This window comes from Paenibacillus graminis, assembly GCF_000758705.1.
GTDB lineage: Bacteria > Bacillota > Bacilli > Paenibacillales > Paenibacillaceae > Paenibacillus_AQ > Paenibacillus_AQ graminis.
On sequence record NZ_CP009287.1, the window covers coordinates 4,320,462 to 4,334,478 of the forward strand.

The 14,017-nt window shown below is 43.1% G+C and carries 13 protein-coding genes; 4 read left to right on the top strand and 9 right to left on the bottom strand.

All coding sequences use genetic code 11. The features are described 5' to 3' along the window. Nucleotides 1-156: 156 nt before the first annotated feature. From PGRAT_RS18520 to PGRAT_RS18530, 3 genes are all read left to right on the top strand, one after another. On the top strand, nt 157-915 hold the full coding sequence (locus PGRAT_RS18520) for a hypothetical protein (protein ID WP_025707841.1): 759 nt from the start codon (nt 157-159) through the stop codon (nt 913-915). A gap of 76 nt (nt 916-991) precedes the next feature. Continuing rightward, entirely contained in the window at nt 992-1,363 is a 372-nt protein-coding gene (locus PGRAT_RS18525; protein ID WP_025707842.1) for a hypothetical protein, read from the top strand. Between the two features lie 492 nt (nt 1,364-1,855). Continuing rightward, nucleotides 1,856-2,314, top strand: a complete 459-nt coding sequence (locus tag PGRAT_RS18530; RefSeq protein ID WP_025707843.1) for a hypothetical protein — start codon at nt 1,856-1,858, stop codon at nt 2,312-2,314. Between the two features lie 75 nt (nt 2,315-2,389). Here the strand turns inward: PGRAT_RS18530 and PGRAT_RS18535 are convergent, their stop codons facing one another. The 4 genes from PGRAT_RS18535 to PGRAT_RS18550 all read right to left on the bottom strand — a co-directional run bounded on the left by PGRAT_RS18535 (nt 2,390) and on the right by PGRAT_RS18550 (nt 5,585). Continuing rightward, nucleotides 2,390-3,295, bottom strand: a complete 906-nt coding sequence (locus PGRAT_RS18535) for a hypothetical protein (RefSeq protein ID WP_025707844.1) — start codon at nt 3,293-3,295, stop codon at nt 2,390-2,392. Between the two features lie 262 nt (nt 3,296-3,557). Next, complete coding sequence (locus PGRAT_RS18540) at nt 3,558-4,376, bottom strand: hypothetical protein (protein WP_036706169.1); 819 nt, start codon at nt 4,374-4,376, stop codon at nt 3,558-3,560. Between the two features lie 162 nt (nt 4,377-4,538). Beyond that, nucleotides 4,539-4,943: a DUF2500 domain-containing protein gene (locus tag PGRAT_RS18545; protein ID WP_025707846.1), complete on the bottom strand. Its 405-nt coding sequence runs from the start codon at nt 4,941-4,943 to the stop codon at nt 4,539-4,541. Nucleotides 4,944-5,006: 63 nt separating this feature from the next. Next, nucleotides 5,007-5,585, bottom strand: a complete 579-nt coding sequence (locus tag PGRAT_RS18550; protein WP_042267005.1) for a GNAT family N-acetyltransferase — start codon at nt 5,583-5,585, stop codon at nt 5,007-5,009. A 243-nt stretch (nt 5,586-5,828) separates the two neighbouring features. On the opposite strand from PGRAT_RS18550, the gene PGRAT_RS18555 reads away from it, so the two are divergent. Continuing rightward, a complete protein-coding gene (locus PGRAT_RS18555) occupies nt 5,829-6,917 on the top strand; it encodes a nucleotidyltransferase domain-containing protein (RefSeq protein WP_025707848.1) in 1,089 nt (362 codons plus the stop codon). A 38-nt stretch (nt 6,918-6,955) separates the two neighbouring features. Here the strand turns inward: PGRAT_RS18555 and PGRAT_RS18560 are convergent, their stop codons facing one another. From PGRAT_RS18560 to PGRAT_RS34410, 5 genes are all read right to left on the bottom strand, one after another. Then, nucleotides 6,956-7,336 (bottom strand): VOC family protein, encoded by a 381-nt coding sequence (locus PGRAT_RS18560; protein WP_025707849.1) that lies wholly within the window; start codon nt 7,334-7,336, stop codon nt 6,956-6,958. 30 nt (nt 7,337-7,366) lie between these two features. After that, a complete protein-coding gene (locus PGRAT_RS18565) occupies nt 7,367-7,984 on the bottom strand; it encodes an HAD family hydrolase (RefSeq protein WP_025707850.1) in 618 nt (205 codons plus the stop codon). 17 nt (nt 7,985-8,001) lie between these two features. Beyond that, on the bottom strand, nt 8,002-8,613 hold the full coding sequence (locus PGRAT_RS18570; protein WP_025707851.1) for a class I SAM-dependent methyltransferase: 612 nt from the start codon (nt 8,611-8,613) through the stop codon (nt 8,002-8,004). 195 nt (nt 8,614-8,808) lie between these two features. Continuing rightward, nucleotides 8,809-9,021, bottom strand: a complete 213-nt coding sequence (locus PGRAT_RS34800; RefSeq protein ID WP_025707852.1) for a DUF6809 family protein — start codon at nt 9,019-9,021, stop codon at nt 8,809-8,811. Nucleotides 9,022-9,231: 210 nt separating this feature from the next. Then, the gene (locus tag PGRAT_RS34410) at nt 9,232-13,986 is read right to left on the bottom strand and encodes a carbohydrate binding domain-containing protein (RefSeq protein WP_025707853.1); all 4,755 of its coding nucleotides are present in this window, start codon (nt 13,984-13,986) and stop codon (nt 9,232-9,234) included. Nucleotides 13,987-14,017 lie beyond the last annotated feature (31 nt).

A 14,017-nucleotide genomic window follows, 5' to 3' on the forward strand; every position in this document is an offset into this window, starting at 1 on the left:
CTAAAGACGTATTTCATTGTAATAGAAATATATGTAAAATAAATTTGTTGGGATTAATTACATGTATATACAGAAGTTGGTGCGTATACATTGAGGTTTTTCAATCGAAACCGGCAAGTTAAGGAAAATAATAAATATTAATTGGAGGCTATTAAAATGAAAAAATTCTTCAAGAAACCATTTATGGTCCTAGCAACCGTATTTCTTGCCTTAAGTATACTTCCTGGAACTGGCTTCGCTGCGTCTAATGAGGTGGTTGCGGAACCACATATTGATCCAACTGCAGCACAAGACCTCACCATTCAAACTCAAAGTCCTATTGTAACAGATGAGAGCGGTAATGCGGTACAAGCACTAGCGACAGACGTTGCAATTTTAACTTTATGGTCAGTTCCGAGTGGTAGTAGTACCGGAAGCTCTGGTGGTGATGGATCTTCAAGTTTTGGGACTCATTCATTTATTACTGTAAAAAATATTAGTGCTTCAAGTATTACAATTGGTAAATTATCTGGTATTGCAGCAAATAAACTAGTTTCAGTTGGAACTTGGGGGAATAAAACAGAACATACTGGTATATGGTATAATTTAGAGGCAATGTTCATTAATAACTACAGTGCGTACAGTGGTAGGGTTTCTCATTCCATGTATATTAGTTCTACCCAGTTAAGTAGCGTAAATAGTTATATTATTAATCATGATTCATGGAGTTTAACAAACAATTGTTCCTCCTTTGCTGTTGGTCTATGGAACTCGATATCCTCTGACGACTATTCTGCTGGAACAATTAATACGCCTCAAAATTTATATTACTCAATTAAAGATGGTGCTTATAACACCAATGCTTACGTTCCATATGATTATGCAGTTTATTACGCTCAAGGTACTGGTACTCCTATAAGAAGTACACAATTTTAAAAATTATTTAAATATTTTAATCAATGCACTCATTTAATTGGGTGCATTGATTTGAATTAATTAATGAGGTGATGAAATGACCACAAAAAAACGTAACTTTGTAATCGCAGTGGTTGCTATACCAATAATTTTTATACTGGGGTTTCTTTTTATGTTTACCAATATAATAAATCCTAGCACAATTTTTGTGTCACAATGCAACGTAACAAATAATTCAATATCAATAAAAGGTGCTTTTACAGATAGTGCAAATAAGTATAGAGGATATAAACTTACTTATAAAGATAATACGCTCTATATAAAAATAAAAGGAAGTCTATTATCATTTAATGGATCAGCTGGGGATTTTAATATTTCAATTAATAATGATTTTGGTAACATTCAAAAAATTTATCTACAGGGCTCTAATTCCTCACAAAGAACTCTCATTTGGTCTAAACAGAAATAAAACTCCCGCCAAAATATAGCAGAAGTTTTTTATATCACGGGGTTATAGGTGTGCTGTAATAAATACGGGGATTTTCATTTATTAGTTGATTAGGCTGTTTGCCATCTTTACTCTCCATTGGTGTAACCTCCTTGTGCAGTATAAGTCATGTTAGTATTACCCGTTAGAAGCAAAGAAGACACTAACGAGAGGGTTAGTGTCTCATAGTTTCGCATACCTACAAAATTATCAATCGTTTTACATTCACCCACAAGTACAATGTCACTTTCCCAAAAATACTTAGCATGTCAACACTCGCCAGTTAGTTGATTCTTTTCAACGAGTGTCTGATTCCATTCCCCATTAACCCACTGTTCAGCTTCAATCCAAATCTGTTATGTCACATCTTCTGTCAAATAAAGTTGTTTTCCCAAATTCTCCTGTTATATACTGGATATGATTCCATGTGAGGTTTGTCACAACGTTAGATCATTACAGAAACGGAGGGAACACATGATTCATAATCATTGGAAAATTGGTAAACTGATTCTTATGACGACTGCGCTGGCCTGGGTCCTGGGGGCGTGTTCTGCCAAGGATTCCGCCGCATCTGAAGAACCGGAAAATATCGCAGCGGCCGTTCAGGTTGAGGAAACAGAGAGACCGGAATATTTGCCAAAGGACTTTCCACTCCCAGATGATGCTGAAATAACCACTTCCCACTCCGAGCAAAACGACGGCAAAAAATCGGCTCTTTTAATTTTTAAATCCCAAGAAAAACTCGACAAACTGGCAGAAACTTATAAACAGTACTTTCAGGATCAAGGGGTCACGGACACATCGGAGACCATTGACGAGAAAAACCTCATCATCCAAGGAGATACAGATGCTGAAAGCTGGTCACTGATCGGTGGTCCGTTATCCACGCAGGAAGACACTGTGGAGCTGACATTAACCTGGTCTGAGTTGTAATTTTTTAGAAAATCCTGAAAGCGATCTTGACAAAAGTCCGTTAAACAGCTGTTTCAAGATCGCTTTTCTTTTCATTTATGATGCTTTTTCTGCTTTTAGTACACTAGTTACAATCTCTTGGCTGATAGAAATTACTGCCTTTTTATCTTCCTGCTCATCAAAGTTCCCATGTTTATCTAGCGTATAACAACTTTTTATCAGATAGCCCTGTTGACAATTGGGACAATGACCAAACTTAAATCCGTATTTAACATTCGTATCGGAAGCTACATCCTCACAAAGCTCCTTTTGTTCAGTGATATACTTTGTTAATCCTTCGCCGTTGTTATTATGTATGTACTGATTGATTTCACTTACTACCGGCTCTATCATCTCATCATTTACGTCCAAAAGTTTATGTTCCTGTAAATACGCTTTTTTACACGAAGAACAATGTGTCTTACCACTTGTCACCACTAATCCGGCACATAGACCACCAATTAATAAACCAACACATTGTATGAGGAATTTGCTGATATTTACCCACTTATTTGGTTCAATATCTATTGCATTGCTAACATGTCCTCTTGAAAATATGCTTAAACTGCTATTATTAAATTTATAATCATAATAGTTCAATAGTGTTATAGGTTCATCTGATTCTCCAAACACAAAATTGCTTATATGCTCCCCCTCAAACTTATAATTAATCTCATTCGATGGTGAGACGTATGCCATCTGATATTCTCCATACATAAACCCGCTAAATGAAAGTAATATGAAGATAATCGATATTAAGTAGTTGTTTGTATTCGGCTTTAATCCCTGTCTCACAATGTTATAAAAATACCCGAAGGTGGCTATACCTCCGAGAATAATCCCCCCTGCCGGAATAACGAAAAACATAGAAAAGCTAAAAAAGTTAAAACCCAGGATACTCAAGATAAGCAATTGAACAATTACTGATACTACCGCTGTTATTACTCCCCAAACCCATTTCATAAATATGACTTCCTCCTCTTTCTGAGTGGTATATATTTTAACATCTGATGAAAAATACACCAATAATAAAAATTACAGCATTTTTCGACAGGGGCCAAGGGAACCAGTTCAACGGATGATATCATGCTGCAACAGGTACAGCGATTTTTCCTTGGCTATAACAAGAGGGTAGTAATAAAAATAGAATTCATCGAGCACAAAAAAAACCGCCTAGTAGGCGGCTTTTCAAATATACTGCTAATTTTATTATTGGTCACACCAATTACTGGTTTATAACAAATACACCCACCTGCTCTCCAACCTGTCCCATCCACAGTTCTCCGTTACCAACCATAACACCTTTCCAATTGACAAATACTTTATCGACTTTTTGCGCCAATAATGCCTGCTTAACTTTAGCAGTTATGATTTTGTCGTATTTCGCAATAAAATCTTTTTTGGTTTTGATTTGCATGGTTTTTCCGTTATGGTTCACTTTCAACGGGTACACCATCAAATTGGCTACTTCGGTTTTTTTTCCTTCTTTAACGTTTTTCTGGAGCAAACTGAAGTTATGCTCAAATACGATTGGATTTTTGATGCCTGCAACTTCATAAGGATTGTTAGTGACATTAACCGCAATAACTCCAAGTTTATTGTTTTGTTTACCTATCCACAAATCTCCATCTCCAACCATGATTCCTTGATAGTTCACAAACAGCTTATCGACTTTTTGAGCCAGCAGATTTTCACGTACACTAGAAGTGAAGATACGATCGTATTTCTTAATAAATTCATTCTTGCTATAGATCATATATTTTTTATTGTCTTTGTTTAAATTCATTGGATAAGAGATCAGATCTGCCACTTCTGCTGGTTTGTTTCCCTTAACTGCTTTTTGTAATTTTGCAAAATAAGTAGTAAATTCTGCAGGATCGTTTATGCCCGCAACCTCATAAGGATTACTGCTATCTGAACTCGTTACGGAAGCTGGTGTTGAAGTATTGCTAGCTTGCTCAGCCCAAACTGGACCGGAAAATACTGTGGTGACAATTGAGAAACTCAAAATAATTGCGGCTTTTTTCATGCTAGAGTTTGTCATAATGGGTTTCCTCCAAAATTTATTTCTACTTCATTTCCCGATATTTGAGTAAACACATACTTATGGTTAATTTACCCAAAAAGGCGGAGGAAGGCTCAAAGGAGAACAAGCTATTTCTTCACTCGTGTAATCCTGTCATAACAGCTCACCTGTTGCTTCCCCTCAGTTCATTCCCCGTCCAGCTATCGACCGGTTAAAAGCTTTGAATCTCGTCCCTTGAAAGCGAAGCTCTCCGCGGTCTCCTTCCGCAATCATGCCGTATGTCTGTCCGCTGACCTGCAATTCCTTGCGGTTGAAATCTTCAAATTCAAAGGTCACAAAATAATCAGTGTTAGCCCGGGACTCCCCCGATCCTCCCCATACCTCCGTTCGTTTGACAACGGCCGTGCCCATGCGGATTTCCAGCTCAGAAGCGTTATTGGACAGCCAGATGCGCAGACCTTTGATAATGACATAGGCAAAAACACTGATCACGACCAGAAAAATAAAGCCGATGAACAACCTGATAAACACCGGTATTTCACTGAAAAAGTCAAAAAATCCGCCCGGTTCCCTGAAACCGCCCACCTATTCTCCCCCTTTCGTACTATCGAGCTCCTTTTGGGAGCGCCCTTTTTTCGTCCGCTCCACTTAACCCAACTTCATTCTGAATTCCTTATTCCGGCCAATCACATACTCCATCTGTATATCATACGGCTCCAGCGCCACATGATGCGCGTTAATCTCCACCGCATCAACACAGCCCATCGCCCGGTAAAAGGCCTGTGTTTCTTCCGCGGAATGCGCAGAGATATACAGCTTCTGCGCACCCCACGCTTCAGCCTGCTGTGCCGCCATCATAAACAAGCGTCTTCCAAGCCCGGCATGGCGGAAATCCGTGGAGACATGCAGCTGCATTAAGTCCGCATACTGCTGCGCACTGCCGAACAGCTCGCGCAGCAATGCGGCAAACGCGGCGATTTGCCCGTTATGTACAGCACATATGACCTTCCCCCCATGATGAATACATCTATGAAAATCCTCGGCAATGATTTCGTTTTTGGTTGCGGCGTCCCAGTTGTCAATGAACGGTGCATCGACCAGCTTCCGTTCCCCCTCAACTGTGCGCCAGGCACGGGTCACCCGTTGAAATCTGTTGAAGGAATCCAGCAGGCCCGGCTGCAAATCATCCAGGCTCAAGCTTTTAAATTCTATATTTTGCATTCTCATCGTTCCCATCATCCTGCTTTCCAATAATTCCTCTCTGCTCCTTACCAAGGAACCCCAGCCGCATCAATGCGCCTATGGTATACTCTGGAAAAGAACTTGAACAGTAATTTATTTCCACATCCGGAAAGTAGACATGCCTTTTGACCAAGAATAACTATAACCATTTAGTAACTATATGATGCATCCCTCTCATGGTATGTTGGAATGACAAATACTGGTGAACATGCTAAGGAGCTATATACTATGGATGAACATACGAAACACAAATTGCTAGAAAAAAACAAACGCCTCATCAACATGGTCATTGAGCGCGTAAAACGTGATTTTCCGGAAGACATCGCTATTATAGGGCTCTCGGGCTCGTTTGTAACGGGTGATTTTCATGAAAAAAGCGACCTGGATCTGATCATCATTAACAATACGGACAGAGGTTGGGAGATATCGTCTTGCTTTATATTGGATGACGTTGGTTATGATATCTACTGCACTCCGTGGAATCCGCGCATTGAACAGCAAGCGAATCTGAAAAGTCCCACTATTTCTTCGCTTATCAATATGAAGGTGCTTTACTGTGCCAAACCGGAAGATTTGGAGAGATTGAAGGGTTATCAGCAAAAGGCGCTTGATGAACTGGCTAAGCCTATTGGCGAAGCATCCCTTGCCAGGGCACAGGTGTATATCAGTATGGCAAAGCAATACTATGCAGAAGCTTTGTTGGCAGAGGAGATCGGCGCTGTACGTTATGCGTCAGGCAATCTGGCTCTTGAACTCTTCAACGCGATTAACTGTCTCAATAATACTTTCTTTCAGCAAGGGACCAAGCGATACCTGGAGGAGCTGCGCCCATTAAAATATCTGCCCCATAATTTCGAGCGAACTTATCTGGACCTGGTGAATGCCCGGTCGGCGGATGAACTCAGAAGTGAGGCCTTCCGTTTATTGAAAAATACAACTGTGCTTTACGATGAAATGCAAGCCGAACTGGTTGAACCTCCGGTTGCAACCTATGATAATCTTAAAGGTACATATGAAGAAATGTGGTCCAATCAGAGAAATAAGGTCATTGCCAGCACACAGGCCAAGGATAAGTCATATGCCTTTCTTACCGCGCTAAGCGCTCAGGATTTCCTGGATGAGATGCTGGCAAGCCGGGGAACCGCGAAGTTCGATGTCATGAAGCATTTCTCGCCGGATGCGCTGGAAACTTTTCAGGAACGTTTTATGGAAATGATGGATGAATACCTTGATGAATATAAAAAAGCCGGCAGGGAAGTAGCCCGTTATGAATCTATTGAAGAGTTAACCAAACGTTTTATGGGCGGCAGCGTATAACATAGAATCGGGAAGTCGGCTATCCGGCTTCCCTTTTGTTAAATAGCTATCCACCAAAACACTCCATATTTATCAATCAGATTTGCACAATACCGGTTCCAGTCGCATGGCCCCAAAAAATCAATAACGTTACCGCCATTGCTCAATACATCAAATGCTCTTCGAACAGCTTCTTCACTGCCCATGTCAGAGACATTAAATGCCATCGTCTGCCAGGACTTTTTTTCACTTGTGTCACAGTTCTTTGGTGCTTCACTCACAGCCATAAATAACTTTCCATCTAAAGTTAATTCGCAATGCATGTATTCGTTCTTCGCTTCGTTTTTTATTTCCAGACTTTTCTCCAAACCAAAGGCTTTACAGTAGAAATCAGCAGCTTCTATACTTCCTTTGACATATACCTGTGTGCTAATTTTCATAGTTATCCCCCTTTCGTACAGAAACGCTAGCTAAAACAGCTCCAAAAGCCCCTCGAAACTATGAATGATATAATCATAATCACTAACTTCTCCAAATCCGTAACTCGCAAATACGAAAGGAATTCCGGCATCTCTTGCAGCCTTCAGATCCTTTTCCGTATCGCCTACGTAAACAGGGTTCTTTAAGTTATTTCTTTCCATGACCAGTTTGATATTCTCACCCTTGGACAACCCGGTTCTCCCCGGATTCTCAAAGTCTACGAAATACTTTTGTAATTGATGATATTCATAAAAAGCTTCTATATATCCGTCTTGGCAATTACTTACTATGAACAGCTTATATTTTGCAGATAAAACTTTAAGGACCTCTTCCAACTGTTCAAATAACCTTCCGCCTTGTTCAACCAAGGACACACACTCCGCTTCATAACACTGTCCTAAAAACTTTTGCTGTGCCTCTTCATCTAAGCCGGGAAACATTTTTCGGCCGGCCTCATCCGCTTGCAGACCCATAATTCCTCTTAAATCTTCCTTAGTTACTTCCCCTATGCTCCCTTTATATTCGCTCAATACTTTGTTCCATACATCTACAATAACATCCAAGGAATCCCATAACGTTCCATCCAGATCAAAGATCATGCTATCCATTTAAATTCTCCTAACTATTAGTTATTTATTGTCGGTTTCGCCCAAATCAGATGAACCATATTCAGCCAGTGGCTTTCCACTTTATCGATTTGCACATGTGACTCTTGCATCAGTCCCATTATATCTCTTGTATGATGGCATCCATAAACACGATATAACAGCGGATTAAGCGCTTTTTGCAAAACAGATACCATAAAGTTAGAACTGATCCCATGCTCCATGAACAGGATTCTCCCGTCCGGTTTACACCAGCAGTTGATTTTGTCCAACATCCTTAGCGGATTCTTATAGCTGCAAAAGGATAATGTAGAAACAATAGTATCAAACGACTGATCGGAAAAGCTGATCTCCTCAATATCAGAACACATAAATTCGGCATTCAGATGATGGTACTTTGCTGCCTGCCGTGCCTTGTCTATCATTGCCTTACTAAAGTCCGCTGCAGTAATCTTGACTTCCGGAGGATAAAACGGAAAATTAGCACCTGTGCCTACTGCAAGTTCAAGCACATTGCCCTTAGCATGACCTATAAGGTTCTGCCGCCAGCGCTGTTGTTTGGGATCTTCTCTTTTATTCTCATATTGGGTGGCTTGCCTATCAAAAATATTTATCAACCGCTGTTTATCCATCTTTCGCTGATCAGCTCATTCCTTAATAGATCGTGTTTAGCTTAATAGGCCCGTTTTCTCTGTTTTTTGAGTATTTCAACTATCGAATCAATAACCACCTGCGGGTTCTCAATATGTATGTTATGTCCGCTAACTGTTACTTCAATCTTGTGGCCTTGGGAAAACCAGGAAATATCTTTAAAGCTGTTAATATCATTAGTATACCAATTTTAGATAATACTTGAAACCAAAAGGATTCAACTTCAAATGGGGCTTTTCTAACTCACCGTAATCTTCCGGGGACAGCTTCTTGTGAGAGGCATTGATTAACAAAGAAATCTTTAGGTTAAGCTCGTGGTATTCGGAATCCTTAGGGTGTATGCTTTCGTCAGGCCTGATGTTGCCATAGAACAAGCTTTCCAATATCACACTTCCATTGTCACTTCCGACTTTGATACCTTGCGGAACAGTTTTTTTTCTGCCTAAAACTTATACATATTGAAATATCAATGTGCAAAAAATTATGTATATTTTTGTTGTTCAACGACGGTTTTTCATTGAAAAGAGGTCAGCCAAAATACTGGCAGACCTCTTTGTGTTGTTGCGGGGAATGTGTAATTCAATAATAGCCGTCCGCGATTATTTGCCGATACGTGCGAACGGAGCAGTCAATAAATCAATGTCGCCCCACTCTTTAGGAGAGTTCGAATCCGATACCCCTGGCGAATCGGAAGTCGCTGGATCATTAGGAAGGGTATCCATCGGCGAGTACTCGCCTTGGTGCAGCATTACACCGATACCTGCGTTCTCTATATCCGGATTTCCGAGTGCGCTGAGTAGAATTTTTGCTTCATAGAAAGTGTCACGATTGGGATCGTGGCTAAGCGTCATGAAGTTTACAAGCTTGCTTGAATCATTAACATCATCAGCATCTTTTACGCCCCACAGGGATGTATAACCTTTGCCTTTAGCAAATTTAACCGTAATACCTGCTGCTGCCCCTGTCTTATAGTTTACTCCACCATCGTCGACAGGGAAAACACCGTTTACGGCTCTGGAAATATAACCGGAGTGGAACATGTTCGAAGCGATGTTGAATTGATAATCAGGAAGATCCAGCCCGCCCCAGAGCGGCTGTTTGCCATTCTTCTTCCACATATCATGTGTTGCGCCAGCACCACGAATCGTATCCATGGCAATTGTCTGCGGCATATCCATGGAGCGGATTGGCGTACCGCCAGCAGAACCAGCATTAGCAGGATCAACGATGTCTGTAACATCTACATACTGCCAAGCCAGATACAGGAACTCGTTGTCCCAAGCTGCCCACAGATGGCTAAGATCCATTGGCGATTCATGAAGCGACCAGTTGCTGCCAAGCGTACGCGGATCATCACCGGCCATGTCAATAGCAATCAGCATGTCATCTGTCCATTCTCCACTGTTCGTTCCATCAATTGTAATTGGAGTCGATACGCGTTTACCAAATGAAGGGTTAGTGGAATATGGCTTGTCTCCACCAGGAATTACGATCGTTCCTTTCAATGTCACCACTGTAAGCTCAGTGCTTGCTGCTGAGAAGTTATTTGCAGTATCGAAAGCTTTTACCGTGTAGGTATACGAAGTTTCTTCAGCCAAACCGGTGTCCGTGAACGCAGGAGTTGCGGATGTTCCTACTTTTACTGCATCACGATAGATGTCGTAACCTGCTACAGCCACATTATCCGTTGAAGCTGTCCACTGAAGGGCAACACTGGCAGCAGTTGCTGTACCTTTTACATTTGTCGGCGCCGAAGGTGCGATGGTATCACCAGCGCCCGGTACTTCAATGGTTACTTCATTGCTGTTAGCGGAGAAATTACTTGCAGCATCACGGGCGCGAACCTGGTACTTGTAAATCGTACCTTCCTTCACCGTGCTGTCGATGAAAGTTGTTGCATTCACCGTAAATGTCTCCGTGCCTGTACCAGCCTTACGGGTAATTTGATAATCTGCTACGCCAACATTGTCAGTAGAAGCACTCCAAGTCAAAGTGACCGTCTTAGGAGTTCCGCTGCTGAGATTGCCAGCCAGGTTAGCTGGAATTGAAGGAGCCTTCGTATCGGAACCGGCAGGCTTCTCCCCAAGCTTCACTTGTCCGGGAGCATTGTTGTTGCCAGGAATGTAAATATTGTCGCCTGTGTTGAAGAAGTAGTTCTTCTGACCGTTGCTGTCCCAAATATTGCTTCCGTTATTAAAGCAAGCTTCCAGACGGCTGGCGGTTCCAATATCAACCGTTATTTTTTTGTAGCCAGGGTTCAACGAGTCATTCTCCATCTTCACGCCTGGAGCGGATGTCCATGTACCCCCCTCGGCGCGGTAATGAATGTTAACATTTGTCCAGCCCTCTTTGTAATAAACGGTAACTTTATTGCCCTGATTTGGAGTTCCCGGTTTACCGGCAGTCACTTTACCTGCGTCATAGGTATTGTCGCCTTTGTTGAAGAAATAGTTCTTCTGATTGTTGCTGTCCCATTGACCGCTGCCATTGTTGAAAGCTGCCTCTGCGCGTGTAGCCGAGGTTCCCAGGTCAATCGTGTACACAGCATATCCAGAAATTTCAGAATCCGCCATTTTCACGCCAGGAGCGGCTGTCCAGTTGCCGCCTTCAGCGCGGTAGTGAATGTAAGGAGTTGCATATCCTTTTTTGTAGTAAATCGTAGCGGTGTTGTCATTGCCTTGTCCAGACGGCAAAGTCTTAACGCTGATCTCGTTACTTGGATCGGATGTGCCGCCCGATTGGCTTCTGGCAATCACTTTATAGGTATACGTTGTTTCTGCAGTCAAGCCTGTATCCTTATAAGTTGTTGTTGTTGACGAACCAGCCTTCGCATTGTTGCGGTATACGTCGTATCCGGCAATTCCGGAGCTGTCAGTGGATGCATTCCAAGTCAATGTTACTGTCTTGTCTGTCTTTACAGAACTAGCCAGGTTCGATGGAGCCGTCGGTTTAGTCACGACACGCGGATCTGTACCGGTCCAAGTACTTCCGTCATACCAGCCTGTTGCTGTTCTGGTGAACCCAGCCTGGTTCTGAGCAGGCAATTGTTTGCCAGTAGTATCTTTAAATATAATCTTAGCTTGTTCAGCCTTGTCGAAGCTGTAGACATACCAGTCTCCGCCAGCGCTTGTCATAGCTGGAGCTGTAGCCCAGGTTGGGTCATTATCCTTTGGTGCTGTGTCATAAAAGTAGATGGATGGTGTTCCCCATCCGGACGGTTTCTTGAAGTAGACTTCCAGCTTAGCGTTAGGATCGCCCTTCGTGAACTCGTACGAGGCAGTACCTTCGCCATTTTCATTCGCAGCATACATCTTCAGCGTTTTCGTGTCATTAATGGCCATGTCTGCACCAATCTTGATTGTTGTTCCATTGGTAAACGCAGTTCCGTTAATGGGATCACTGCCATCCAGCGTGTACTTGCCGCTGTCCGCATTCTTGATCGACAGCTTTACAGTGGTAGTTTCGGTTTTGAATTTACCGCCTGCTGGTGAAGCAGTCAGAACCGGGAACTTCTTGTTTACGCCAACATTTTCAATCAGAATAACGCCGTTGGTTCCTGCGGTAAACTTGGCCTTGCCTCCGCTTACAACCCCTTCGTTCTTCGTGTAAGCATCGCGTACAGTAGTGCCATCCGGGAAGATGCCGGATACATTTACATCTACAGTTCCCGAGGCACCTGTAGCCACAACTACTTTATCCAGAACATCCCCCTTCTCATAGGTGCGTGAGAACGTATACGGACTGTCTGCAATTTTCATATGAGTTCCTGCACCTACGGCAATGTGGTTGTTTCTGAATTGTCCAATCTTCTGCCAGTGTGACAGAACACCTTGGTTAAGGCTGCTCCAGTTCATGAATGAACGCGAACCCTGATTCGGGTCAGAGCCGGTAGCCCCAAACGGTCTTGCCGTTTCATCTCCATAGTAAGTCTGCACTCCGCCCGGAAGTAGCAGAAGCGCGGTACCTGCTTGAACCAAGTTTCCACGGTTGTACAACCCTTTATCGTGAGAAGAAAGATAGCTGATCATATTATAGTTAGGCAGATCCCCGTTTAATTCACTTGCATATCGGGAGAAGAGGCCTTCCAGATCGCTCATATTTGCGCTTTGGAAGGAGAAGTTGATTAGGGAATCAAATCCGTTATCGAAATAAGTGCCGGTTCTTCCGAGGCCATGACCCCAAACTTCCCCGGTCATCCAGAAGTTATCAGTCCAATCTGCTCCAGGTTTCGTTGGGTTGTTCTGTCTCCATTTCGCAAGCGCGCTACTTGCGCTTGTCTTGAGTTCTTTCCATTTGTCTGCTTGAACATGCTTTGCAGTATCAATACGGAAACCATCAATTCCGAACTCTTCGACCCATGAGGACAGCCATTTGATCATATAATCCTTAGGGGCAACGTTCAGATCTTTGCGGTATTGCTTGGCAGCCGGAACGATCCAGTTGTCGTAACCGCTCGTTTCTTTGTTGAACTTCGTTTTCAGTACCGGCGGCAAACCGGTGACGCTAGTAGATTCGGTCTTGATATCTGGCAGGAACCCTACACACAGCGTCTGATCGTTGCCGCCGCATTGATCGTAACCTGCAATATTGTTGGCACGAATCCAGCTGCTGCCCCACCAGGAAGCCCATGCACTGGAATTATTCGTATTCATAATGTTATTGTGCGTGTGCCAGTTTTGGCCTTGGCCTTTGTCCGGAATCCAGTTGCCGGCGAGTCCGCCGCGGTCACCGTATCCGTATTCCGCCATATCCACAAGTGTCGGATAAGCGACATGGTTCATAACTACGTCCAGGACCACACGGATTCCTTGGGCGTGAGCGAGGTCAACGAACTCGCGCATTTCATCAATGGTACCTATGCTCTTGTCCATTTCAGTAAAGTCAAGTCCATAGTAGCCATGGTAGCCATAGTGGGCAAAGTCACCGTCCTTACCGCCTACCCAGCCGTGCATTTGTTCCCAAGGAGCTGTAATCCAAATTGCATTCGTACCCAGATCCGTGAAGTAGCCTTCTTCCAGCTTCTTGGTCAGACCTTTAATATCTCCGCCGTGGAATGTACCCACATCCGAGCCCCAGGCATCTGTCTTAGGTCTGCCATAAGCGCCGTCATTGCTGGTATTACCGTTATTGAAACGGTCTGTCATCACGAAGTAAACGTTTGCATTATCCCAGCTGAATGGGCTTGCTTCCTGCTGCTGGCCGTCATTAACCGGCGCGCTGCTGCTTGCTGCAGGCGCTGCGGCCGGGGTCACTGTGGCCGCTGTTGCTTGGCCCGCTGGCAATACCACAACACTCCATAGCATTGAGCAGAGCAGCATCATGCTTAGTAAAACTTTGCAACCCTTTTCTACCATTAGCTTATTCTCCTCCTGTACCTTTTGGTAT